Source organism: Marinobacterium sp. YM272 (assembly GCF_050908845.1).
Taxonomy (GTDB): Bacteria; Pseudomonadota; Gammaproteobacteria; order Pseudomonadales; family Balneatricaceae; genus Marinobacterium_D.
In genome coordinates, this window is the sequence record NZ_CP194171.1 from 2,047,563 (window position 1) to 2,072,061 (window position 24,499).

The following is a 24,499-nucleotide window of genomic DNA, read 5'->3' on the forward strand; positions in this document are numbered from 1 at the left end:
ACAAGCCAGCCAGCCCACACTGGTGGGCCCAAAATCTAATTGTGCCCGCCGTACGCGTATTCCACGCAGAAGAATAAGAAAGTGGAGGCATGTGTTATGGCTGAACTCAAGGTTCGCTCTCTGAGCGGCGATTCAATTGCGCTTAACGAAGAACAACTGTCCCAACTGCAGGGGATGATCCACGGCCAGGTGCTGTGTCCCGGCGATTTGGAATATGACAGCGCCAGAGAGATCTGGAATGCGATGATCGACAGAAAACCGGGGCTGATTGTCGTCTGTTCCGGCACGGCTGATGTGATGAACGCAGTCTCATTCGCGCGCCAGAATAACCTGCTGGTATCGGTGCGCGGCGCAGGTCACAACATCGCCGGCAAATCGCTGTCAGACGGTGCCATGCTGATCGACCTCAGTGCCCTGAGATCGGTCCGGGTCGATCCCGAGGCGAAAACAGTAAAGGTTGGACCGGGGGCTACGCTCGGCGACCTGGATCATGAATGTCAGACCTTCGGTCTCGCCTGTCCGGTGGGCATTAACTCGACCACCGGTGTTGCCGGGCTGACACTGGGCGGTGGTTTTGGTTGGCTTAGTCGCAGCTACGGGATGACGGTGGACAATCTGCTCTCGGCCGAAATGGTTACCGCCGACGGTGCCCGTCTGGTCTGCAACGAGCAGCAGAACCCGGACCTGTTCTGGGCGGTTCGTGGCGGTGGCGGCAACTTCGGCATAGTGACCGAGTTTGAATTCAAGCTGCATTCCGTTGGACCTCAGGTCATGGCAGGGCCCACGGTGTTCCCATTTGCACAGGCAAAATCGGTGCTGACCGAATACCGGGCGTTGTGTGAAAAGAGCCCCGATCAATTGACCCTCTGGGCGGTGATTCGTGATGCGCCACCTCTGCCATTCCTGCCTGAAGAGGTACATGGAACCCGCGTGGTGATTATTGTTGGCGTCTACAACGGTGATCTTGAGTCGGGTGAAAAGGCGTTGGCGCCGGTACATCAGCTGGGCCAGGAGGTTGGCACCGGTATCGGGGCTTATCCCTTTGCAGGCTTTCAGCAGGCGTTTGATCCGCTATTAACGCCGGGCGCGCGCAACTACTGGAAGTCTCACAACTTTACCGGACTGCCCGATAACCTCATCGATATGCTGGTGGACTTCGGCGGCCGGCTACCCAGCGCTCAGTCAGAAATCTTTGTGGCGCAGATGGGAGGGGTGATAAACCGGGTAGATCCGACTGCGACTGCCTATCCGCATCGGGATACCGAGTTCATTATGAACGTGCACACCCGTTGGGACAGCGCGGATCAGGATAAAACCTGTATCGACTGGGCGCGGGATTTTTACGATACAACCAGGCCGCTGGCGACCGGCGGTGTCTATGTGAATTTCATCAGTGAGGGGGAGGAGCGTGTAGACGGTGCCTATGGTGAAAACTACGACCGCCTGGCGGCGATCAAGGCGCAGATGGACCCAGACAACTTCTTCCGGGAAAACCAGAATATCAGGCCGCAGTAAACCGGCTGGTCAGAGGGTATGAAGGATCGGTTCGATCACTTCATACCCACTTGGCCGCTGTTGCGTTTTAGCGAAGCTGCACCATATTCGATGACGCACTGAGCGCCTGCACCGGATGACCGGGCACCTTGGCGTTCACGGTTTGAATGCTCGGGAACTGGTCGAACAGCTTGATACGGGCGGAATCAAGGGCGCCCGGGTTGGCACAGTGGAAGTGATAGGTGAAGTTCAGATCCATGTGCTCGCCTTTGTCGCTGTAGTCCTTGCCCGGGCTCATCTCCTGCAGCGCGCCACGGCCCGCAATGACAGGATGCTGGGAAGGGTAGTAGCGCGTCATGTTACAGCCTGCGGCAGCGGGCAGGTCGATCCAGAAAGCTGGATTACGCATGTTGTCTTCGACCTGGCTCAGTTTGGTCTGCTCCTCCATGTTGATGGGGAGGCGGCCGACGCCGAGCATATCAACGCCCGGGCTTCTGACATAGATCACCAACTCCTGGTTACGCTGCACCAGCTGTACGGTCGAGGTGCCGTGAGTATGGGTGTTCGGTGGGTTCTGTGCATATACAGAGGTTGCCAGAAGGGCGGCGGCCAGCGAGATGCTGCCCGTTGTCGATATGCGCATATTGACTCCTTGTCTACAGTGGTCATTTGGAGACGCTGTAGACAATTGTAACCGCTCTGGCGAAAAGGAGTTATACCCCAGTGGCATTAGATGCTCAGGGAAGCGGTGGAAACGACCGCGAACATTGATTCTGCGCAGCCTGACGGCGTTGAGAGCGAGCCAGCCTATATGCCCGGGAAGTGATAAATCTGCGCCCTGTTTGCCTAGCCTTCCTGGTCCTCCATTTCGTAGGGCTCGATCTGGTAAGCCTCAAGTCTGTAGCCGGCGGTCCCCATCTCATGCTGGTAGGTGTGCAACGTCAGCTTTCCGGTGATCCAGACCGCGTCATAGAGGCTGTCGAGCTTGGTGCCCGGCTCATAATGGGTATCGATGATCTGGTTCGAGGGTGGTGGCGGAGTGTGGATGCAGGCGCCGAAATAGGGTACCAGGAAAAACCGGTCGATCAGCTGATCTTCGCCCGAGAGCGGGACCACAAAACCGGGAATTCGTACCATTTTTCCATCCAGCTCCTCGACAACCGGCGCCGAGGCGAGCACCTGCTGCATATGATCGAGCAGCTGGCCGGCCTCGGCGTCATAGTCGTCCAGCGCGTTGACTATATCCTCGCTGGCGCCGTAAAGGTCTTCGAAGCTCAGGTTGTAATCCGGCGGCATCAGGCTGTCCCAGGTGATCTCTTCCACTTTCTCGCCGTTAAGCATGTCAGCGTGGAGTGGTCCGACCAGCAGCAGGGGTAGCAACAACAGGGCGAGCCGGGGCAGATTTTTCATCGGGTGTTTCCGTTTTTGTCGGGCCATTTTTCAGTTGGCATGTCAGGTGTTGGGCGTCAGGCCGTCGGCAAGGGTATAGCGCCAGGCACGCCAGGCAGGTAGCAAGCCGGCGAGCAGACCGGCGGCAAAGATCGCCAGAATAATCCAGCCCAGGGACGGCGGCCAGGCTAATGTCAGGTAGACCCCCAGAAACTGCTGAAGTTTATCGCCGCCGATGATAAGGACGCTCCAGAGGCTGCCAAGGCCCAGCGCGATACCGCTGGCGGTCAGCAAGCAAGCCTCAAGCATGACCAGGAACAGCAGGTGGTGGGGGGAGGCGCCGATCGCCCGCAGCAGAGCCAGCTCGCGCCGCCGCTGCTCCATGCCGGTGAGTAGCACACCGAGCATACCGGTCAGTCCAACCAGTACCACAGAGGCAGAGATCGCCAGCATCGCCTGCTCGGCGCGAGCAACCACTTTCCACAGTTCCTGCAGTGCGACACCGGGCAGGATCGCCAGCAGCGGCTCGCCCCTGAAGTTGTTGATCGCGCGCTGCAACTGGAAAACCGAGGTTTTAGATTTCAGCCCGACCATCACGGCGGTGATCTCTTTCGGCGTCAGGTCCATCTCGGCCAGCTGCTTGTCACTGACAGACAGGCCGGGTATCGGCACGCCGGCGCGCCAGCCGGCATGAATGGCAGAGATCGATTCAAGGCTGACAAACAGGGAGCGGTCTACGGGTGTGCCGGTGGGGGCCAGCACACCCACCACCCGGAATGGCTGATCCTTGTGCTGCGCAAAGCTTACATTGCCAAGCCCATGTGACAGGATGATCCGGTCACCTGCTTTGTAATCCAGACTCTTGGCAACGTCGGCGCCCAGGGTCACCTGGTGCAGGCCGTTGAAGCCGCGCCCGGATGCAAAGCTGAGAGGACGCTTGTCGCCGTAGCGATAACGTTCGAAAAATGCCTGGCTGGTGCCTACGACGCGAAAGCCGCGGTGTGAATCCCCCAGCGAAATCGGCACGGCCCAATCCACCGAGCTGTCTCCGGCGAGGGTCTGGTAGCTGGACCAGCGGATATTGTTGGTGGCTGATCCCAGGTGAAACACCGAGTAGAGCAGCAGCTCAACCTGACCCGAACGGGCGCCGACGATCAGGTCGGTCCCCGAGACGGTATTGAAGAAACCGTCGCGCATATCCTGGCGGACCTTCTCGACACCAGCCAGCAGGGTGACGCTGATGGCGATGGTCAACACGCAGAGCAGCGCCGCGCCTTTGCGGTTCAGCAGACTGCGCCAGGCCAGTCCGATCAGCATGGCAGGCCCTCCCGGGCTGAACCGTTGATCGTCTCCAGGCTCAACGCCCGGTCAAAATGATCGGCCAGTGACCGGTCGTGGCTGACAAACAGCAGGGATGCGCCGCTGCGCTCACACTCCGACAGCAGCAGCTCGATAAAGCGGTCACGATGATCACTATCCAGAGAGGAGGTCGGCTCGTCGGCAATAATCAGCGGTGGATTGCCAATCAGTGCCCGTGCCGCTGCAACGCGTTGCTGCTGGCCGATCGACAGGGTCGCGGTAGACCGCTTTTCCCCCGACAGGCTCTTCAGGCCAAGCTCTTCCATTAGCCTGAGTGCCTGGGCTTCCACCGATCCATCCTGTTGGCAGGCCTGCTCGCGGCGCTGAGCTGAAAAGCGGCATCCGAGCACCACGTTTTCCAGCGGGGACAGCCAGGGCAGCAGGTTGAACTGCTGAAAAACCAAGCCGATCCGCTCCGCCCGTAACCGGTCTCTGCCCCGTGTTGACAGGTGTTCGAGCTGTTCACCGCAGACGCTGATGGAGCCCCGGTAACCGGTCTGTACGCCGGCGATCAGGTTCAACAGCGTACTTTTGCCGCTGCCCGAGGCGCCTTGCAGAAACAGGCTTTCCCCGGGTGACAGGCTGAGCTCCGGGATACTGAGCAGTGGCCGTGGCGCCTTGGGCCAACCGAAACTCAGTGCTTCGATCGCGATTGTGGGTTTACTGCTCATGGCATACGCAGCATCGGGTTGCCGGCGTTCAGTTCCTGCAGGGACTGGCTGGCGCCAATCACCTCGGCGTGCAGGCTGGTCAGGGCGGGGAAGTGCTCAAACAGTTTGACCCGCGCCTGCTCGAACTGCTCGGGATAGGCACAGAGAAACCGGTATTCGTAGGCCAGGTCGCGATGTTCGCTGTGGGCCGAGGGGGCATCCGCATGGTCGTGATCTGCCAGGCCCTGTTGATGGTCGTGTGGTTCGCCGTGTCCCCATTGCTCCACATGCTGACCGAGAGTGACCCGGCTTAATGAACAGCGGGCGGCCGCGGGCAGCTCGATCCAGAACGCGGGTTCCCGCATCCTGTTGTCGAGTTTGCTGACCAGCGCGTGCTCTTCAGCCGATTGTGGCGCGTGCTCAAAGCCCAACAGGTTATACGCGGGGCTGTTCAGATTGATGACCAGCTCCTGTTCGTCGAGTACGACCTGCAGCCTGGCTTCGCCATGTACGTGCGGGGCCAGGGCATCCTGCGCGATTGCGCTCCCGGAGGCTAAAAGCAGCACGGGAGCTACGAGTTTGGCGGCTTTGATCATGGGACCTCCTATCCTGAGAGGGACAACAATAGTGTCAAACGGCGGTATGTTATATTGTAACAATGATATCGCCAAGTCAGGTTTCATCAAGTGGTGCGATAGAGTAGCTTCAATGGTGATTACAAAGACCCTGGCGGGCATGGGAAGTTCGGAGCTGAATGGCTCAACGGTCGGGAGAACAGCCGTTAAACCCAGCATTTTTGATGCAATGTAAGGCGTTTGCCGGGGCCGTGACATTGTCCCGGCAGGATCATTGGGCGCTGATTGCCAAGGTAGGCGTCCGGCGAATAAGAAAACACTGGAGAGGGAAAAGAGATGGGTAAAACGGTGCAGGGCCCGGACGGTCGGCCAAGGTGCGGTTGGTGTGGCGAAGTGGCTGAATTCTTTCCCTATCATGACCGGGAGTGGGGCTTTCCCGTGGACGATGACCGTCGCCTGTTTGAAAAACTCTGTCTGGAGAGTTTTCAGTCCGGGCTGAGCTGGCGCACCATCCTTGCCAAGCGGGACAACTTTCGCCACGCCTTCCATCGGTTTGATTTCAACCGGGTGGCCGAGATGGGGGAGGCGGATGTGGAGTCGCTGCTGCAGGACAAGGGAATTATCCGTCACCGCGGCAAAATAGAGGCGGTCATCAATAATGCTCGCAGGGCGCAGGAGCTGGTTGAGCGTGAAGGCTCGATCGCCGCCTTCGTCTGGGGCTATGAACCGGCGTCCCCGGCCGAGCCCCAGAGCCAGACCACGTCAGCGGAGTCGGTCGCGCTGTCTAAAGAGTTGAAAAAGCGCGGCTGGAAGTTCGTGGGTCCCACCACCGTGTACGCCTTCATGCAGGCGATGGGGCTGATTAACGACCATCTGCACGACTGTGTCAGCCGCAAGGAGGTTGATGCCGCCCGGGCTGATTTCAAGCGACCGGTGTGAAGGGCCTCATCTGAGGCGAAACTTTTCGCCCGGGACGAACCTTTAAGGCCAATTCGGGTCAGGATAAGGCAGCGGGGCTGTAGTGAGTCCCGGGAGCGCGTGATACTCTTAGCGCGCTTTCAATCTTTGGAGTGAGAACGCTCAAAACGCCTGCTTATGAATTCAGATACCCGTACCAGCGATACCCCTCTTTTTCAGTTTAAAAACTCTCGCGTATCACTCAACGAGCTGGTACTGCTCGACTACGACGAATCACGCCTCAAGGCGGATCTGGCCAGCCATGCGGCGCGCCTGCCGTCCCTGTTCCGGCAGATGCCGGTGGTGCTTAATTTCGAGCGTTTACCCGCCGACAAGCCACTGCCGCCGCTGGATGAACTGCTGGCGGTCTGCCGCGAGAGTGAGCTCAACCCCATCGGTATCCGCGGCAGCAGCCGTTACGACGAGGCCCTGTGCCTGAGCCTCGGGCTCAGCTGTTTCGGGGGCGCGGCCCGGGCCGAGCGCGTGGTGGAAGAACCCGTCGAGGAGAAAAAGGCCGAGCCGGCCGCAGACCCGAACGACACGGCTGAGGAGGTCGGCAGTAAAACCCGGATTCTGACTGCGCCGGTGCGTTCCGGTCAGCAGGTCTATGTGCAGGGGGGAGACCTGATCGTACTGTCGTCCGTGGGTGCCGGTGCCGAAGTGATGGCCGATGGCAACATCCACATCTATGGTCCTCTGCGGGGGCGGGCGATGGCGGGTGTCAGCGGTGATACCGGGGCGCGTATCTTTTGTCAAAGCCTGGAAGCTGAACTGATCTCAATAGCCGGTTACTTCAAAGCGTGCGAAGATCTACAGAGCGAACACTGGAAGAAGCCCGTACAGGCACACCTGTCCGGGACCCGGCTGGACACGGTGCTGTTGTAGCGGCTGTTGTGGCGCTAAGCTGAACCGCACCGGAACCTGTTTAATCCATATGTATGGAAACTGTTTAAATGGCTGAAATTATTGTTGTGACGTCCGGAAAGGGCGGGGTCGGAAAAACGACCAGCAGTGCGGCAATCGGTACTGGACTGGCCCTGCGCGGGCACAAGACTGTTCTGGTCGATTTCGACGTAGGCCTGCGTAACCTGGACCTGATCATGGGCTGCGAGCGCCGTGTGGTGTTCGACCTGGTCAATGTGATCAACAACGAAGCGACACTGAACCAGGCGCTGATCAGGGACAAGCGTACCGAAGGACTTTATATCCTGCCGGCCTCCCAGACGCGGGATAAAGACGCGCTTAACCACGAAGGTGTGGAGCGCGTCCTGAACGAGCTGTCAGAGATGTTCGATTACATCGTCTGTGACTCCCCGGCCGGCATCGAAAAGGGCGCCCAGCTGGCGCTTTACTTCGCCGATACCGCCATCGTCGTCACCAACCCGGAAGTAAGCTCGGTACGTGACTCCGACCGTATCCTGGGCGTACTGCAGAGCAAGTCACGCAAGGCGGAAAACGGCGAACAGGTGAAAGAACACCTGCTGCTGACCCGCTATAACCCGGCCCGTGTTCAGGCCGGTGAGATGCTCAGCGTTGAGGACGTGCAGGAGATTCTGGCCATTCCGCTGCTCGGCGTGGTACCGGAATCCGAAGCAGTGCTCAAAGCCTCGAACCAGGGGCAGCCGGTGGTACTGGATAGCGAAAGCGATGCGGGTCAGGCGTATATGGATGCGATCGGCCGTTTCCTGGGTGAGGAAAAAGAGCACCGCTTCCTGGAAGTTCAGCGCAAAGGATTGTTCAGCCGTGTATTCGGCAGGAAGGGCTAATGGGTATTCTGAGTTATTTCCGCTCCAAGAAGCAGACCTCGGCCAATGTCGCCAAGGAACGCCTGCAGGTGCTGGTGGCCTACGAGCGCAACCAGCGTAACCAGCCGGATTATCTGCCACAGATGCAGCAGGAGATTCTCGCGGTGATCTCCCGGTATGTCGATATCGATGTGGATGACGTGCAGGTAAACCTGGACGAGAACTGCTCGATTCTGGAGCTGAACGTCACGCTGCCGGAGCACGAGAAAGGCTGACCACCCCGGTACAGATTGCTGTCCAGTGGTGCGTTGGATCATCAGCGCGGGCATCGCTTGCCCGCGCTTACGCCTTCTATTGCCCCACGTTGGATGTCAGAGAACTAAAAATTACATTTCTCAGCTAAATCGCGAGAGCAGTCTGGTTCCTGCCTGAATTTCTGCGCGTGCGGATCTATTGCGGACGCTTCAGGGCCGAGGACCCGGCTCGATCTGAAACGGATAAACCGCTCCGAGACCGAGTATCTGTGCCAGCCTGTCAAGCGCTTCCCGCGAGCTTCGTAACAGTGCCGGGTCTGCCAGGTCCGCAGGCAGCAGCCGGTCCGGATAATACTTCTCTACCCAGTCACAAAGACGGTTGTAGAGGTGGTCGGTCAGCAGAACTCCGGCATTGACCGCGCTCAGCTCGTCATTGTTCAGCACCACCCGCAAGCGCAGACAGGCGGGGCCACCGCCGTTATTCATGCTCTGGTTCAGCTTGAACACCTCGATCTGCCTGACACTTTCCCCCTGAATCCGTTGCAGATACGACCAGACGCCCGGATTTTCGCGGCATTCCGATGGGACCAGTAACAGCTGGCCGCCTTCCGGCAGTGAAAGTAGCTGGCTGTTGAACAGGTAGCTCGATACGGCATCCGCGACGCTGACCTCATTTTCGCTCACCTCGATTAACCGGAATTGCGCACCCAATCGCTGTTCCAGCAGGCGGTATAGAGGCTTGGGGTCGACAAAGGCGTGTTCATGGCAGAACAGCAGTGTGCGGTTGCCCACCGCGATCACATCATTGTGGAACACTCCCTGGTCGATGACGGCCGGGTTCTGCTGCAGGAACAGGGTCGCGTCCTGTTTTAATCGATGTTTGCGAGCTATGGCCTGGCTGGCTTCCAGGGTTTGCCGCGCCGGGAAGCGAACCGGCGAGTCGGCTGATGAGAAGATGCTGCGGCCGTAGACGAACAGCTCGATGCCAGGTTCGCCGTAATCGCTGCAAAACCGGCTGTGATTGGCTGCGCCCTCATCGCCAAGGGACTCATGGGCCGGTAGTGGGGAATGATGATGGAAATATTCATCGTCGGGAAAAATCGCCTGCAGTACTCTGGCGGTGGTGGCGGCTTCCAGGGAGCGATGCAGTTTGCTGATCAGGTTGGCCGGGGTGAAATGCACCCGGGCGTCGAGCGTATCGGCACTGGGCGAAACCGTCGCGGCATTGGCGCTCCACATCGCCGAGGCAGAACTGCAGTTGGCCAGGAGCAGGGGAGCCTGTTGCATGGCATCGGCAAGTACCCGCGTGTCACTGCCGTAAAAGCCAAGCCGTCGCAGCGTGGTGATATCCGGGCGTTCCTGGGGTGGCAGTACAGCCTGCACCAGACCAAGATCGGCCAGGTATTTCATCTTCGCCAGCCCCTGCAGGGCTGCCTGTCTGGGGCTGGATGCCTGCCCGCGGTGCCGCTCCGACGCGATATTACCGCGCGACAGGCCTGCGTAGTTGTGCGTTGGACCGACCAGTCCGTCAAAGTTTGCCTCGACCGCGTTCATCGTCAGGGGTCCAGTACGATGCCCGGTGTCGGCGAATCGGGTGTTATTAGCCGGTCTCTTTCCAGGCCGGCCACGGGATAGGCGCAGTAATCGGCGGCATACCAGGCGCTGGCACGGTGGTTACCGCTGGATTTTATGCCGCCAAAGGGCGCACTGCTGCTGGCGCCGGTGAGCTGGCGGTTCCAGTTGACGATACCGGCGCGGGCGGCGTGCCAGAACAGTTCGTACTGATCGCGGCTGTCGCTGAACAGGCCGGCCGCCAGCCCAAAGCGGGTTTCGTTGGCCAGCTCTATCGCCTCGTCGAACCCGGTATAACGTTGCACCTGCAATAGGGGACCGAAATATTCGTCATCCGGTAGGATGTCGACGCCGGACACATCGATCAGGCCGGGGCTCAGCAGGGCGTTGCTGCGCGGGAGTTTAGCCATGCGTTGCAGAACCTGGCCGCCCATCGCTTCCAGATTCGCCTGGGCGCCGAGCATCCGGTCGGCCGCCTCGCTGGAGATCAGGCAGCCCATGAAGGGCTGAGGGTCATCATCAAATAGGCCCACGCTGATTGTCTTAATCATCGCCGTCAATGTTTGCAGAAACGCCTCGCCTTTTTCTCCCGCCGGTACGATAAGACGCCGGGCGCAGGTACAGCGCTGGCCGGCACTGAGGTAGGCGGACTGGATCGTTTCGTAACTGGCGCTGCGTAGATCGCTGACCTCTCCGATGATCAACGGATTATTACCGCCCATCTCCAGCGCCAGGATCTTCTCCGGCTGGCCGGAAAACTGACGGTGCAGATGGTGGCCTACTGCGGAAGAGCCGGTGAACAGCAGGCCATCGATACCGGGGTGGGACGCCAATGCCCGTCCGGCGTCGCCATCACCCTGAATCAGGTTGATGACACCCGCCGGTATACCGGCGGCGAGCCAGTGGCCCAGGGTGAGTTCGGCGAATCTTGGCGTTAGTTCGCTGGGTTTGAAAACAACGGTGTTGCCGGCCAGCAGGGCCGGCACGATATGTCCGTTGGGCAGGTGCCCCGGAAAGTTATAGGGTCCGAATACCGCCAGAACGCCGTGGGGACGATGCCGTACAACCGAGCGCGCATCGCCGAGGGGCTGCTCGGTGTCGCCACTGCGTTGCGCGGCCGCACGGGCTGAAATATCCACCTTGCCGATCATCGCGGTGATTTCTGTCCGGGCCTCCCAGAGCGGTTTCCCGGTTTCCTCGCCAAGCGCCCTTGCCAGCGCCTCCTGGTCCCGTTTAAGGCGCTGAGCAAACAGGTGGCAGATATCGAGCCGCTCGGCCAGGGATGTGCGTGACCAGTCTCTGAAGGCGTGGCGCGCGGCTTCGATGGCATCGTCTATCTGGTCTGCGCTGGCTTCCCGGCCCTGCCATAAAACCTGACCCCGACCCGGGTCGAAGGACTCAAAGGGGTCGTTTTTGCCAATGATCCAGCGATTGTTGATCAGTAGTTTGCCTGACATAGTCGCTCCCTGGTGTCCTCAGCGTTCCAGATGCGGCCAGAGCTGGTAATCCAGGTGACCTTTCGCCAATGAGAAAAGTAGCAGGGCGGTAAGTTTGCAGCGTCGGCTCAGGCTGCTGACGACGAGAAACTCTTCGCTGCTGTGGATGTGCCCACCTTCACCACCAAGGGTGTCGATGTTGGGGGTGCCGGCGGCGGCGATGTTGTTGCCATCGCAACAGCCACCGGTTTTGGAATAGCGCACCTGCAGATCGAGCGAGCTGCCGCACTCCGCCAGCAGCCCGAACAGGGCCTGGTTGGCCGGGGTCAGCAGTTTAGGCGGACGGGTGAAACCGCCGTGGATCTTCAGAGACAGCCCGTCCCGTTCGTTGATCTCGCCGGCGAGCCGGCGCAGCTGCTGCTGGACCCAATGCTCGTCGTCATGGTGCTCGGTGCGTATGTTAAAGCGCGCGATCGCCAGATCGGGCACCTGGTTAAGGGCACCGCCGCCGCTGACGTGCGCAGGGTTGAAGGTGACGCCTTCCCGCTGGCCGTTAAGCTCATCCAGTGCGGCGACAAAATCGCACAGGGCCCTGATCGCATTGCGGCCCCGTTCGATGTCGCGCCCGGCATGGGCGGCGCGGCCCCGGGCTACTGCGCTGAAGTTGCCGCTGCCTTTGCGTTGACCGGCGAAGCTGCCATCCGGCAGGGCAGGCTCAAATACCAAGCCCGCCTGGGCATGAGCCGCGGTGTCTGCGATCAGTGCGGCAGAGCTGGGAGAGCCGATCTCCTCATCCGGATTCAGAATCACCGTCCAGCCCAGACGGCCGGCGAGGGGACTTTGCTCCAGGGCGAGGAGGGCGTGGATCATGATCAGCAATCCGCTTTTCATGTCACAGACGCCGGGACCGTTGAGGGTGTAGTCGTCCAGCCAGTCGACGCTCTGGAAGCTGTCGCTTTGCGGGAAAACGGTGTCCAGGTGTCCGCACAGCATGATCTGCCGGTCGGCCCCGGGGTGCTTCTGCAGGCGGATCGCTCGTCCCACGTTGCGCTGGCGGATCTCGCCGTTCTTATCGATCTCCTCCACCGGGGGCAGATCGATCAGGCGCTGCTTGACCCGGAGAGTCTCGCAGTACTTCAGCAGGTGTTCCCCGACACGGTTAACGCCCTGCGCGTTCCAGCTGCCGGAGTTGATCCGGGCGAGCTCTATGGTGGCTTCCAGCATCGTCTGTTGCTGAGAGTCGATCCAATCGAGTTCGGACTGGTAAGGGCTGAGATTCATAACTGAATACTCCTGTCTATGTCCGTAACTCCGGGGAAGGCCGCTCCGCTCAGCTGTCCACCGGCCCTTCGCTGATCATGTCGTTCAGGGCCCGGTCCAGGCGCGTCATCGCTTCCTGTATATCGGCGTCGGGAATGACCAGGGATGGGGTAAGACGGATAACATCGGGGCCGGCCATCAACAGCATCAGCCCCTGGTTTCTGGCAGATTCGAGTACCCGGCGGGCCTGGCCTGTCCAGTGGTGGGCCAGTTGTGCGCCGAGCAGAAGTCCGCGTCCGCGAATATCGCTGAAGACGGCATGACGAAGATTCAATGCATGCAGCTCGTTCTGGATGAGCTGTGATTTTCGCCGTACGGCCGCCATCAGACGGGTGTCATCGAGTGTGTTGATTACCGCCAGCGAGACGGCGCAGCCCAGCGGGTTGCCACCGTAGGTGGTGCCATGGCTGCCGAAGCCGAAACTGGCGGCGATTTTTCGCGTCGTCAGCATGGCGCCGATCGGAAATCCGCCACCGAGCCCCTTGGCCGATGTCAGGATATCCGGCGTGATGCCCATCTCCATATAGGCATAGAGCGAACCCGTGCGGCCGGCACCGGTCTGTACCTCGTCGAAGATCAGCAGCGCATCGTGTTCATCACATAGCTGGCGTGCACGCTCGGCGAACGCGGGGTCGGCGGGGATGATGCCGCCCTCGCCGAGGATCGGTTCCATGACGACAGCGCAGGTTTTATCGCTGACCGCCTGCTCCAGCGCGCTAATGTCATTATAGGGCAGGTGCGTAATGCCGCCGGGCACCGGCTCGAACCCCTGGCAGTATTTGGCCTGTCCGCCCACAGTCACGGTAAACAGCGTGCGGCCATGGAAGCTTCCGTAGAACGAGATGATTTCATGTTTGCCGCTCTCGGGGCCGGCGTGATCGAAGGCGTATTTTCGCGCCAGCTTGAACGCGGCTTCATTGGCTTCAGCCCCCGAGTTGGCGTAGAAAACCTGTTCCGCAAAGGTCAGTTCCGTCAGCCGCTCGGCAAGCTCCAGAGCAGGTTCATTGGTAAATACATTACTGAGGTGCCAGACGCGCTCTGCCTGTTCCTGCAGTGCCTGCATCAGTGCCGGGTGACGATGGCCCAGGCAGTTAACGGCGATACCGCCCGCCAGGTCGATATATTCCCGGCCATGCTGATCCCAGAGTCGCGAACCTTCCCCGCGCACCGGGATAACATCCGGTGGCATATAGCAGGGTACGATCACCTGGTCAAAGGTTGCCCGGGATATTGGTTTGCTCATATTTGACCTCGTCAACGTCGGTGCTGCCATTAAGTATGGCTGTGGCGACCGATTCGTCCAGAAGCAGGCGTGGGCGGGCACAGGAGCGCTCTTTAGTTGCGTCACAGCAAAGCTTAATAATATTGTCATTTATGTGTCATAGGGTGGCGACCACCGGGCGGTGTGCCAACGCCGCAACTCCTAACCCAGCTGAGGAAAGTCCATGAAGTTCAGCAAGGATGACAAAAGCTTCGTAGCCAGGTGGATAAGCCGCCAGTTTGAAAAGAATTCTCTGTTTCCGGAGAGCTGTATCTCAGAGAAAAATGACGGTAAGGCGGGTGTCACCAAGAAGCATATCAAGGCGTACAAGGCCTGGCGCAAGAGCTCAAGCAAGCGCTCAGACATGCAGGACTGGATCGACAAGTGGTTGAGCAAGGCGGAACGCAAGGCGCTTAAAGAGGCGATGGAGAAGAGTGACAAAAAGCGGGGCGAGTCCGACTAGGCCTTAGTATTGCGCGGGCGATGCGTGTCGTAAAATACTGAAGCAGGTGACAGATATCAGCTTTTTGTTCTGCGCAGGCCCGCTTTACGCTTTTTTAATTGCATATCAATCCGCTTTATTAGATATCTTTACTGTATGTGAGTTACTTCTTTAAATACAGGGAGATGTTCCCCGATGACCTCTTCGCCCTCGCTTGTGCGTGGAACCCGCTACCGGATCGGTAAATCCATAGAACGTATCCTCTCGATGTTCGGGATGCGCTCCTTAAACGCCCAATTTCTTTTCTCCTACCTCGTCAGCCTGGTGCTTGTTCTTGCGCTTGCCGTCTTCGCCTGGCTGGCGCTGGAGCATCAGCTGACCACGGTTACCGACTCGGGTGCCGGCCTGGCGACCCGTCTTACACAGCAGGGCGTGGCGGCGGATGTTATCGCGCAGGTGAGTGCTGAGCAGGCAAGTCTTCAGGCCCGGCAGCAGGCAACTACCGAGCAGGCGCAGTGGGTGGTTGTCGGGGTGACACTGCTGCTGGTCCTGATGCTGTTCTGTGGTCGAGTTTTCGGCTTGACCGTGATGATGCGACAGGTGGCCAGCCTGCGCGATCATCTGCGTCTTCTCAGCAGTCACGACTTTTCCGTGCCGATCCAGGTGGACAATCCCGATAACGAGATCGGTCAGAACTATACCGCCTACAACGATATCGTCGTTCAGATCGGTAAGCTGCTGCACACGGTGACCATGACGTCCAGCCGGGTGAATACCACCTCGGACCAGGTGATCTCTACGCTGGGCGATACCAACCGGGGCGTGAGGGAGCAGCAGGCGTCGATCGAGCAGGTGGCAACCGCGATTAACGAAATGGCGGCCACTGTGCAGGAGGTGGCGCGTAATGCCGCCAGCGCGGCACAGGCGGCAGAGCAGGCCAGCAGCTCCGCGGAAGAGGGGCAGCGGGTGATGCAGCATACGGTTGTCAGTGTTGAGGAGGTGGTTGCCATGGTTGATGATTCCAACCGGGTGATCGACAGCCTGGCGGAGGATACCGGGGAGGTTTCCAAAATCCTCGGCGTGATTACCAGTATTGCCGAACAGACCAACCTGCTGGCGTTGAATGCAGCCATAGAGGCTGCCAGGGCCGGTGAGCAGGGTCGCGGTTTTGCGGTTGTTGCCGATGAAGTGCGCTCCCTGGCACAACGGACCCAGGACTCGATCGACAGTATTCGCGAGATCGTTGAGCGTCTCGAGGGTGGGGCCCGCTCGGCGGTGGAGGCGATGGATAAATCCCGTGCCGCCGTGGGCCGCACTGCCGAGGATGCACACCATACCCGTGGTGTACTGGAGGAGATAGTGGCCGCCGTCGGGGTCATTGTTGATATGAATGCGCAGATTGCGGCCGCGGCGGAAGAGCAGAGCCAGGTCGCTCAGGACATGGATCGCAACATCCTGGCCATATCCGATGGTTCGCGGCGCACCGCCGCATTCTCCGAAAGCACTGTCGGCGCCGCAGGTAATATCACCGGCCACATTCACAAGCTGATGGAAGAGTTGGGCCACTTCAAGACCGGTGTTCAGGGAGTGGATCTCGGCGCGGCCAAGGCTGCGCACCTGAACTGGAAAGTACGCCTGCGCCGCTACCTGGACGGTCAGGCAACACTGAAGCGGGATGAGGCCGTATCTCACCATGACTGTGCATTCGGTAAGTGGTTTTACAGCACAGGGATGGAAAAGTACGGTCGTATCGAGGAGATGAAGGCGATCGAGAAGCCCCATGAAGAGCTGCACGCGCTGGTCAGGAAGGCGATTGAGCTGGTCGAGCAGGGCAATAAGGCAGCGGCCGAAGGTGTCTACGACCAGGTTTCACAGATCTCCAGTGAGATCATTGACCGCTTGAACACCATCGAGGATCGTGTCCAGGCGGCCTGATTAAGACCTCAGTCTTTTACCACATCGACGAAGTAGCGGTCTTCACCGTCTATATTCTCCCGCACGAGGCCGTGTACATCGGTCTCGAAGCCGGGGAAGCGAGAGTTGAAGTCACGGGCAAACTTCAGGTAATCGATGATGGTGCTGTTGAAGCGCTCACCCGGCACCAGCAGGGGAATCCCCGGCGGGTAGGGGGTGACCAGCATGGCGGTTACCCGGCCTTCCAGCTCATCAATGGATACCCGCTCCACATCACGGTGTGCCATCTTCGCCCAGGCATCCGCCGGAGTCATCGCCGGCTCGATGTTGGACAGGTACATGTCTGTGGTGATCCGTGCGACGTTGTACTCCTTGTAGACGTTATGGATAGCGTTACACAGATCACGCAGGCCGACACGCTCGTACTGAGGGTACTTGGCGGCAAATTCCGGCATCACCCGCCACATCGGTAGATTGTGGTCGTAATCGTCCTTGAACTGCTGCAGCTCGGTCACCATGGAGTTCCAGCGGCCCTTGGTGATGCCGATGGTGAACATGATGAAGAACGAATAGAGCCCGGTCTTCTCGATAATGATGCCGTGCTCAGCCAGGTATTTGCTGACGATGGCGGCTGGGATACCGTCTTCGTCGAACTCGCCATCCAGGTTGAGTCCCGGAGTGATAATGGTCGACTTGATCGGGTCGAGCATGTTGAAGCCGGATTCGATCTTGCCGAAGCCGTGCCAGGTGTCGTCTTCGTGGATCACCCAGTCGTCACGGTCACCGACACCTTCTTCCGCTTTGGGCAGAGGTCCCCAGACCTTGAACCACCAATCATCCTTGCCGAACTCCTCATCGGCCTTGTGCATGGCACGACGGAAATCCAGTGCTTCGTGCAGGGATTCCTCGACCAGTGCCTTGCCCCCCGGCGGTTCCATCATCGCCGCGGCCACGTCGCAGGAAGCGATGATCGAGTACTGCGGGCTGGTGGACGAGTGCATCAGGTAGGACTCGTTAAAGCGGTGGGTATCCAGTTTCCGCTTGGTGCCGTCCTGCACCAGGATCTGTGAAGCCTGAGACAGGCCGGCCAGAAGCTTATGAGTGGACTGGGTGGCGAAAACCAGCGTCTCGTCGGAGCGAGGACGTCCCTCACCGATCGCATGCATGTTGCGATAGAAGGGGTGGAAGGACGCATGCGGCAGCCAGGCTTCGTCGAAGTGCAGGGTGTCGATGGTGTTGCCGAGCATCCCCTTGATGGTTTCAACGTTGTACAGAATGCCGTCGTAGGTGCTCTGAGTAATGGTCAGGATACGCGGCTTCTTGTTTTTAGCCTTGCGGGCGAACGGGTTGGCTTCGATCTTTTTGCGGATCGTTTCCGGGTCGAATTCACTCTTCGGGATCGGGCCGATGATGCCGTAATGGTTACGTGTCGGCATCAGGAATACCGGAACGGCACCGGTCATGATGATCGAGTGCAGGATCGATTTATGGCAGTTGCGATCGACCACGACAATATCGCCTGGCGCCACTGTGGAGTGCCAGACCACCTTGTTGGAAGTGGAGGTACCGTTGGTGACGAAGAACAGGTGATCGGCGTTGAAAATGCGCGCTGCGTTCGCCTCACTATCGGAAACGGGGCCGGTGTGATCGAGCAGCTGGCCCAGTTCGTCGACGGCGTTACAGACGTCGGCGCGCAGCATGTTCTCGCCGAAGAACTGGTGGAACATCTGGCCCACCGGGCTTTTCAGAAAGGCGACGCCACCTGAGTGCCCCGGGCAGTGCCAGGAGTAGGAGGAGTCGCTGGCGTAATCCATCAGCGCACGGAAGAACGGCGGTGCCAGGCTGTCCAGGTATTTGCGCGCTTCCCGGATGATATGGCGGGCAACAAACTCCGGCGTATCCTCGAACATATGGATGAAGCCATGCAGTTCGCGCAGGATATCGTTGGAGATATGGCGCGAGGTGCGGGTTTCACCGTACAAAAAGATCGGAATTTCGTTGTTGCGCTTGCGCACTTCGTTGATGAAATCCCTGATCGCTTTCAGCGCAATGCTGACGTCTTCGTCACTGCCGCTGCCGAACTCTTCATCGTCGATGGAAAGGATGAAGCACGAGGCTCTGCTGGCCTGCTGGGCAAAGGAGGTAAGGTCGCCGTAGCTGGTGAAGCCGATGACCTCCATACCCTCGTTCTTGATGGCGTCGGCCAGGTCACGGACGCCGGAGCCGGAGATATTCTCCGCGCGGAAATCTTCATCGATGATGACAACGGGAAAACGAAATTTCATCCACTCGTCCTGTCTGCAAGAGTGAGTTGGGCAGCGAAACCAAAGCTGCCGTTTGCGGGCTGTAGTTTAGCAGCGAGCCGGTTAACTATAAACGCGCTGACCTTCCACTTTATGCTGTCTGGCTGGATGTTAAGACGATTTTTTAGCGAATTGTTCAGAGGTCCCGTGCAGTAGGGCAAGGTCTGAGCGGTTCGTCGCGGCTTATTGCCGATTAAGGCTGTCTGTGGGTGAAAAAAGAGCACAGCAGGGCGCTGAACTTGAATATAACTATAAATGTTGAGGTTTTTCTTGAGAAATTCTGGCTGAATAACGCCTTTTCGTGGCCGATTACATAAGAATGAGTGGCCAAAAGACCCGTCGATGAACCTGCTGTTGGATTATAAAAAATGAAATCTCTCTACGCTTGGGCTTCTGCATTACTTATTCCCGTGAGTCTGCTTTCGGTTGAAACAGCTTTGGCGGGTCAACCCCACAACCTGACCGACCAGATTATTGTTCGCTTTGATGACAACTGGGCAAATGGGCGTCCCAAGGCCCCTGGGCTTTCTCGGATAATCGGGCAGGACCTCATCTACGTGCGGGAAACCTCGCTGGGCTCGACAGTTTATAAGTTGCCTTCCCGTGAATCCCTGCCGCAGGTGAAAGGTTACGCCAAGGCACTGATGGCAACCTCTGGCGTCCAGTACGCGGCGGCGGACGAGATGATGTTCGCCATCGATACCCTGCAGGATCCGCCTTCTGAAGGTAAATGGGTCTCGGACGGAAGCCCTGTTTATGATTCTCAGTGGCACTATCACGGCAGTGCCGGGATGGACGCGCCTGGCGCCTGGGCCCAGCTGGACTCCGCAGATACGCCGGTACGTGTCGCGGTGATCGATACCGGATACACCGCTCACTCCGATTTGGTGGCTAATCTGGTGGACGGGGTGGATATGGTTCACGACCCGTATATCTCCAACGATGGTGATGGTCGTGACACCGATGCCAGCGATCCCGGCGACTGGACGCCCAGCAACTACTGTTATCTCGGCTCAAGGTCGAGCGACAGCAGCTGGCACGGTACCCATGTGGCGGGTACTATCGCGGCCGTGACCAACAATAGTAAAGGCGTTGCCGGAGTGGGCTATAACCTGATTCAGGTCGTGCCTGTCCGAGGCCTGGGTCAGTGTGGTGGCTATGGCTCGGATATCGCTGACGGTATCCGTTGGGCGGCGGGTTATGACATCCCGGGCCTGCCGACCATCGATAAGCCGGTACAGGTCATTAATATGAGCCTGGGCGGCGGCGGTGCCTGCGCACCCGATTCCGAGTACCAGCTGGCGATTAACGATGCGGTCGCAGCGAACACAACCGTTGTTGTTGCGGCAGGCAACTCCAATGCGGATGCAGCGAACTACTCTCCCGCGAGTTGTGCCAATGTCATCTCTGTTGCGGCTACCGGGCCTTCCGGCGACCGTGCCTACTATTCCAATTACGGCGAAAGTGTTGATCTGGCGGCCCCCGGCGGTGATATGAGTAGTGATAACACCGCTGGTGTGCTGTCGACCTTAAACGCAGGTACTAAGACACCGGCGGGCGAAAGCTACGCCTACTACCAGGGAACCAGTATGGCGACGCCACATGCAGCTGCTGTGGCGGCGTTGCTCTACATCAAGAACCCCTCGATCACACCCGCCGAGGTTGAAGCGGTGCTTAAGGCCAGTGCTCGAACCATACCCGGTACCTGCAATCTCTGTGGTGATGGGCTGCTCAGCGCAGGCAATGCGCTGACGCTTGCTGCTGGCGGCACTGTAGAGCCGGAGCCCGTGCCACCAATGGCACCGACCAATGCATTCGCTTTTGCCGATGCTGGTATCGTAACGTTGAGCTGGTTTGATGAGAGCGACAATGAGACCGGTTTCAGGGTTGAGCGCAGCCAACAGAATCGGAAGAACAAATGGTCTGGCTATTCGACTGTTGGTGAGGTTACCTCGAGCAGCTTTACTGATACGGGACTCGATGGCATCTATCAGTATCGGGTCCAGTCCTACAATGCGGCGGGGGCATCGGCCTGGGCCTACAGTAATGACGTAACGGTTTCGAACACCTCCAGTGGCGGTGATTCTGGAGGTGGTTCAAGTACCTGCAAGGGTAATGGTCCCAAGTGCAGATAAACCGTTAAAAGTTGAACCGTCAAAGGGTGCTCATGGGGCACCCTTTTTTGTTCTGAGCTAAGGGGTGGCGTCGGGCTTTATTTCCGGTTTTTGTTTTTCATGCGTGACAGCCAAGGGGATCGGACTAAGCTTAAATCAAGCCCCTTTTTTTCGGGTCGCCCGCAATAATAACAAGCGGAGGGCGAGTAAGATGATGGCCAGTACTAACGCTTATGCAACGCTGTCGGCGGGCCTGAACCGGTCGGCCTATGCGAATCTCGTCGACTTTTTCGAACGAACCTGTGCCCGTTATGGGGACAAGCCCGCCTTCACCAGTTTTGGACGCACCCTGAACTATGCCGAGCTGGAACGCCTGTCCGCATCCTTTGCGGTCTATTTGCAGCGTCACACTGACCTGCGTCCGGGCGACCGTATCGCAATTCAGCTGCCTAATCTGATCCAGTATCCGGTGGTACTGTTCGGTGCGTTGAGAGCAGGGCTGGTGGTGGTCAATACCAACCCGCTGTACACCGCCGAAGAGATGGAGCACCAGTTTGTCGACTCGGGTGCACGTGCACTGGTCATCCACAAAAGCATGGCGCACAAGGCGGAAGGAATTCTCGAAAAGACCGATATCAAGCACCTGTTCGTGACCCAGGTGGGTGATCTGCACGGCTTTGTAAAACGCGCGCTCATTAATGCCACGATAAAATATATTCGCCATCTGGAACCGGATTTTTATCTGCCGGGGTCGCTGGGGCTTAGAGATGTTCTGCTCGAGCATATGGGCGAAAAACCTGAGCCGGTGAAGCCCGGGCTGCATGACCTGGCTGTGTTGCAGTACACCGGTGGGACGACCGGGGTGGCCAAGGGCGCGATGCTTACGCACGGCAATCTGCTGGCCAATCTGATGCAGGGTTATGACTTTATCAACCGGGAGGGCTCGGGTTGGGCGTCAACCGTGGTACTGCCGTTACCGCTTTATCATATCTACGCGTTTACCGTATCCCAGATCATTATGGCCTCAGGAGGGCACAGTGTGTTGATTGCCAATCCGCGGGATATCGATTCGCTGGTTCGGGAGATCGCTCATTGGCCGATGACCGCGTTTATCGGACTCAACACCCTGTTTAACGCCCTGTGTAATCGCGAAGGCTTCAGGTCCCAGGCGTTCGATCAGCTTGAGCTGACACTCTCCGGTGGCATGGCGCTGACCCGGGATGCGGCACAGCGTTGGGAAAAAGTGACCGGGTGCCCGGTTGTCGAGGCCTATGGCCTGACCGAGGCGTCTCCGGCGGTGGCGATCAACCCCCGTCATGCGATCCAGTCCGGTACCATAGGCATACCACTGCCCTACACCGAGGTCAGGGTAATTGATGACGACGGGCAAAAGGTACCCGACGGAGTGCCCGGTATGTTGTGTGTGCGCGGCCCGCAGGTGATGGCCGGCTACTGGCAGCGCCAGGAGGAGACCCGAGAGACAATCAACGAAGAGGGGTTCCTGAAAACCGGCGATATCGCGGTCCAGCAGAGTGATGGCTACCTGCGCATTGTGGATCGGGCCAAGGATGTGATCATCGTCTCCGGTTTCAATGTCTTTCCCAACGAGGTGGAGGATGTGGTTACCGCACACCCTGAGGTGGTCGAGTGTGCAGCCATCGGCGTACCCGACCCGGACAGCGGCGAGCGCGTAAAGCTGTTTGTGGTCAGCACCTCGTCGTCGCTGGACCGGGCCGCGATCAGGGCCTGGTGCCGATCACACCTTACTGCCTACAAGGTGCCGCGGGATGTGGAGTTCGTCAAAGAGTTGCCGAAGTCACCCGTTGGCAAGGTAATACGGCGTCAGTTGCGTGATGCTCCGTCCCTGGGGGACTCACAGGTTGCCCGCAGCGCTTGAGTGTTTGTTAAACGAAGCTGATCCGAGTGTTATAAAACCGACAATCGCGGGGCGCTGTTCCCCGCGTTTGCCTCGTCTTGGTACATTCCTTTCTCTAGTTTGTTGAAAAATATCGCTTTTTCTCCGCGTCTCTGTGGCTGGTCCTGATGGTGCGCGGCTTGCAGTTATCTAATGGCCAGTACCGACTGCACCCGCACCCGGCGCCTGCCGGAGACTCACCCGAGAGGAGAAAAGTATGAACACTGCTGTTAGCGTTGAGTGTGTTGCCGATGCGATCGACAACGAACAGGCTTTGATCGTGGCCTTTGCCTCCCAGGATGGGGATATGGTGGATCAGCACTTTGGTTCTGCCCAGGCGTTTTATACCTGGGCGGTTACTGCAGACAGTGCCGAGCTGATCGCCAGCCGTGACTTCGGATATGAGAAGAAAGATGGCAATGAAGACAAGCTGAAGCCGAAAATGGCCTGGCTGGTAGGGGCTGACGTGGTCTACTGTGGCTCGATAGGAGGCTCGGCCACCCGTCAGCTGGTCACCCTTGGAATCAACCCGATCAAGGTCAAGGGTGGGCCGGATGTGGAGGAGCTGGTCGATTCGCTTCAGGCACAGCTCGCAAGCGACGCGCCGGAGTTCTGGCTGGCCAATATCCTCAAGCGCAAACGCAGTAACGGCGATGACCGCTTCGACCTGATGGAAGATGAGGGCTGGGACGACTGAGTCTAAGCCTATGAGTCTAAGCCACTGAATTTTAGTGGCGGATCGAGCATAATAGGGCGGCCGAACAGTTCCACTTCCAGGGCTGACTTCGGCTGACGCCCGCGAGCAGGATCATACCCGGTTAACTGCCAGTGGGGGCGTGGTTTCACTCTTTACCCCTGTCTGCTGGCGCCGTTGTCGGCCGATCCGATTGTTAGGGTTGCTCTCCCCGATGTTAGAAGCGTTCCTCGTTCCGATCCTGCCTGTTCTGTTTATTGCCCTGCTGGGCGCCTTGCTCAGCCGCACCACCACCTGGCTGGATAATCCTGCCCTGGGGCAGATGGTCACCAATATCGGACTGCCGGCGCTGCTGATCCATTCGTTGCTTAATATGCAGATGGATCTTTCCGGCATGGGGCTGTTGATTCTTGCCATGGCGTCGACGCTGGTGCTCTCGGCGGTTGTGACCCTGGTGGTGCTCAGACTGTGCGGTCAGCCGATCAGGCGCTACCTCTCTGTACTGGTTAATCCGAATACCGGCAACCTGGGGATTCCGGTGGTCTTTGCCCTGTTTGGTGAGCAGGCTCTGGCGATTGCGGTGGTGGTGTCGTCGGTGGTGACCATCAGTCACTTTACGCTGGGCGTATCGGTGATGTCCGGCAGTTTTGCGCCGCGGCAGTTGCTGCGCAATGCGCCTGCACTGGCGCTGTTGGTGGCCGCTCTGTTGCTGGGGCTGGATCTGCAGCCGCCGGGATTCGTGATGAAAACCCTGGATATGGTGGGCGGTATCACGCTGCCGATCATGTTGATGATGCTGGGACGTTCCCTGGCAGATCTGAAGTTCGGGCGCTCAACAGAGTGGACGCCGCTACTGTTGATGGCAGTCTACCGGCCCCTGGTCGGTCTCGCGGCTGCTGCGACCGTGGTCTGGGTGCTGGGTATGGATGAGCTGGAGGCCAGGGTGCTGATGGTCCAGGCTGCGATGCCGGTGGCGGTTATCAGCTATGTACTGACGCTGAGGTATGAGGGGCCGACGGACAGGGTCGCCGGCCTGATACTGCTGTCGATCCCGACCTCCTTTGCTGTGGTTGGGATCCTGGCGCATTTCTGGTTATAGGCGCCG

Annotated in this window: 21 protein-coding genes; 11 read left to right on the forward strand and 10 right to left on the reverse strand. The window is 58.8% G+C overall.

Annotated elements, in window-relative coordinates; translation table 11 throughout:
- The first annotated feature begins 96 nt into the window (after window positions 1-96).
- Entirely contained in the window at window positions 97-1,515 is a 1,419-nt protein-coding gene (locus ACQUQP_RS09165) for an FAD-binding oxidoreductase (protein WP_432698491.1), read from the forward strand.
- Window positions 1,516-1,582: 67 nt separating this feature from the next.
- Here the strand turns inward: ACQUQP_RS09165 and ACQUQP_RS09170 are convergent, their stop codons facing one another.
- The 5 genes from ACQUQP_RS09170 to ACQUQP_RS09190 form a co-directional block, all read right to left on the reverse strand.
- Complete coding sequence (locus ACQUQP_RS09170; protein ID WP_432698492.1) at window positions 1,583-2,137, reverse strand: ZrgA family zinc uptake protein; 555 nt, start codon at window positions 2,135-2,137, stop codon at window positions 1,583-1,585.
- A gap of 203 nt (window positions 2,138-2,340) precedes the next feature.
- The gene (locus tag ACQUQP_RS09175) at window positions 2,341-2,904 is read right to left on the reverse strand and encodes a DUF3299 domain-containing protein (protein ID WP_432698493.1); all 564 of its coding nucleotides are present in this window, start codon (window positions 2,902-2,904) and stop codon (window positions 2,341-2,343) included.
- Between the two features lie 42 nt (window positions 2,905-2,946).
- Entirely contained in the window at window positions 2,947-4,200 is a 1,254-nt protein-coding gene (locus ACQUQP_RS09180; protein WP_432698494.1) for an ABC transporter permease, read from the reverse strand.
- Entirely contained in the window at window positions 4,194-4,913 is a 720-nt protein-coding gene (locus ACQUQP_RS09185; protein WP_432698495.1) for an ABC transporter ATP-binding protein, read from the reverse strand. The genes ACQUQP_RS09180 and ACQUQP_RS09185 overlap by 7 nt, the downstream gene beginning before the upstream one ends.
- The gene (locus ACQUQP_RS09190; RefSeq protein WP_432698496.1) at window positions 4,910-5,488 is read right to left on the reverse strand and encodes a ZrgA family zinc uptake protein; all 579 of its coding nucleotides are present in this window, start codon (window positions 5,486-5,488) and stop codon (window positions 4,910-4,912) included. Before ACQUQP_RS09190 ends, ACQUQP_RS09185 begins: the two co-directional genes overlap by 4 nt.
- A gap of 315 nt (window positions 5,489-5,803) precedes the next feature.
- On the opposite strand from ACQUQP_RS09190, the gene ACQUQP_RS09195 reads away from it, so the two are divergent.
- The 4 genes from ACQUQP_RS09195 (at window position 5,804) to minE (ending at window position 8,444) form a co-directional block, all read left to right on the forward strand.
- Window positions 5,804-6,406 (forward strand): DNA-3-methyladenine glycosylase I, encoded by a 603-nt coding sequence (locus tag ACQUQP_RS09195; RefSeq protein WP_432698497.1) that lies wholly within the window; start codon window positions 5,804-5,806, stop codon window positions 6,404-6,406.
- Window positions 6,407-6,562: 156 nt separating this feature from the next.
- A complete protein-coding gene (minC, locus tag ACQUQP_RS09200) occupies window positions 6,563-7,309 on the forward strand; it encodes a septum site-determining protein MinC (RefSeq protein ID WP_432698498.1) in 747 nt (248 codons plus the stop codon).
- Window positions 7,310-7,377: 68 nt separating this feature from the next.
- Window positions 7,378-8,190 carry a septum site-determining protein MinD gene (gene minD / locus ACQUQP_RS09205; RefSeq protein WP_432698499.1) on the forward strand — a complete coding sequence of 271 codons (813 nt, stop codon included), beginning with the start codon at window positions 7,378-7,380 and terminating at the stop codon, window positions 8,188-8,190.
- Entirely contained in the window at window positions 8,190-8,444 is a 255-nt protein-coding gene (gene minE, locus ACQUQP_RS09210; RefSeq protein ID WP_432698500.1) for a cell division topological specificity factor MinE, read from the forward strand. The genes minD and minE overlap by 1 nt, the downstream gene beginning before the upstream one ends.
- 189 nt (window positions 8,445-8,633) lie before the next feature.
- Here the strand turns inward: minE and astB are convergent, their stop codons facing one another.
- From astB to ACQUQP_RS09230, 4 genes are read right to left on the reverse strand one after another with little or no spacing between them, the layout of a single operon-like run.
- A complete protein-coding gene (gene astB / locus ACQUQP_RS09215; RefSeq protein WP_432698501.1) occupies window positions 8,634-9,977 on the reverse strand; it encodes an N-succinylarginine dihydrolase in 1,344 nt (447 codons plus the stop codon).
- Window positions 9,978-9,979: 2 nt separating this feature from the next.
- The gene (gene astD, locus ACQUQP_RS09220) at window positions 9,980-11,452 is read right to left on the reverse strand and encodes a succinylglutamate-semialdehyde dehydrogenase (protein WP_432698502.1); all 1,473 of its coding nucleotides are present in this window, start codon (window positions 11,450-11,452) and stop codon (window positions 9,980-9,982) included.
- An 18-nt stretch (window positions 11,453-11,470) separates the two neighbouring features.
- Window positions 11,471-12,712 (reverse strand): hydrolase, encoded by a 1,242-nt coding sequence (locus ACQUQP_RS09225; protein WP_432698503.1) that lies wholly within the window; start codon window positions 12,710-12,712, stop codon window positions 11,471-11,473.
- Window positions 12,713-12,761: 49 nt separating this feature from the next.
- Window positions 12,762-13,994, reverse strand: a complete 1,233-nt coding sequence (locus ACQUQP_RS09230) for an acetylornithine/succinyldiaminopimelate transaminase (RefSeq protein ID WP_432698504.1) — start codon at window positions 13,992-13,994, stop codon at window positions 12,762-12,764.
- 202 nt (window positions 13,995-14,196) lie between these two features.
- On the opposite strand from ACQUQP_RS09230, the gene ACQUQP_RS09235 reads away from it, so the two are divergent.
- Entirely contained in the window at window positions 14,197-14,475 is a 279-nt protein-coding gene (locus ACQUQP_RS09235; protein WP_432698505.1) for a hypothetical protein, read from the forward strand.
- Window positions 14,476-14,649: 174 nt separating this feature from the next.
- Complete coding sequence (locus ACQUQP_RS09240) at window positions 14,650-16,389, forward strand: methyl-accepting chemotaxis protein (protein WP_432698506.1); 1,740 nt, start codon at window positions 14,650-14,652, stop codon at window positions 16,387-16,389.
- A gap of 8 nt (window positions 16,390-16,397) precedes the next feature.
- Here ACQUQP_RS09240 and ACQUQP_RS09245 read toward each other — a convergent pair whose 3' ends face one another.
- Window positions 16,398-18,653 carry an Orn/Lys/Arg decarboxylase N-terminal domain-containing protein gene (locus ACQUQP_RS09245; RefSeq protein WP_432698507.1) on the reverse strand — a complete coding sequence of 752 codons (2,256 nt, stop codon included), beginning with the start codon at window positions 18,651-18,653 and terminating at the stop codon, window positions 16,398-16,400.
- A gap of 386 nt (window positions 18,654-19,039) precedes the next feature.
- Between ACQUQP_RS09245 and ACQUQP_RS09250 the strand changes: the two genes are divergently transcribed.
- The 4 genes from ACQUQP_RS09250 (at window position 19,040) to ACQUQP_RS09265 (ending at window position 24,493) form a co-directional block, all read left to right on the forward strand.
- On the forward strand, window positions 19,040-20,806 hold the full coding sequence (locus ACQUQP_RS09250) for a S8 family serine peptidase (RefSeq protein WP_432698508.1): 1,767 nt from the start codon (window positions 19,040-19,042) through the stop codon (window positions 20,804-20,806).
- A 190-nt stretch (window positions 20,807-20,996) separates the two neighbouring features.
- Window positions 20,997-22,682: an AMP-binding protein gene (locus ACQUQP_RS09255; RefSeq protein ID WP_432698509.1), complete on the forward strand. Its 1,686-nt coding sequence runs from the start codon at window positions 20,997-20,999 to the stop codon at window positions 22,680-22,682.
- A gap of 235 nt (window positions 22,683-22,917) precedes the next feature.
- Window positions 22,918-23,397, forward strand: coding sequence for a NifB/NifX family molybdenum-iron cluster-binding protein (locus ACQUQP_RS09260; protein WP_432698510.1), 480 nt, complete (start codon window positions 22,918-22,920; stop codon window positions 23,395-23,397).
- A 211-nt stretch (window positions 23,398-23,608) separates the two neighbouring features.
- Window positions 23,609-24,493 carry an AEC family transporter gene (locus tag ACQUQP_RS09265; protein ID WP_432698511.1) on the forward strand — a complete coding sequence of 295 codons (885 nt, stop codon included), beginning with the start codon at window positions 23,609-23,611 and terminating at the stop codon, window positions 24,491-24,493.
- The last annotated feature ends 6 nt before the right edge of the window (window positions 24,494-24,499 follow it).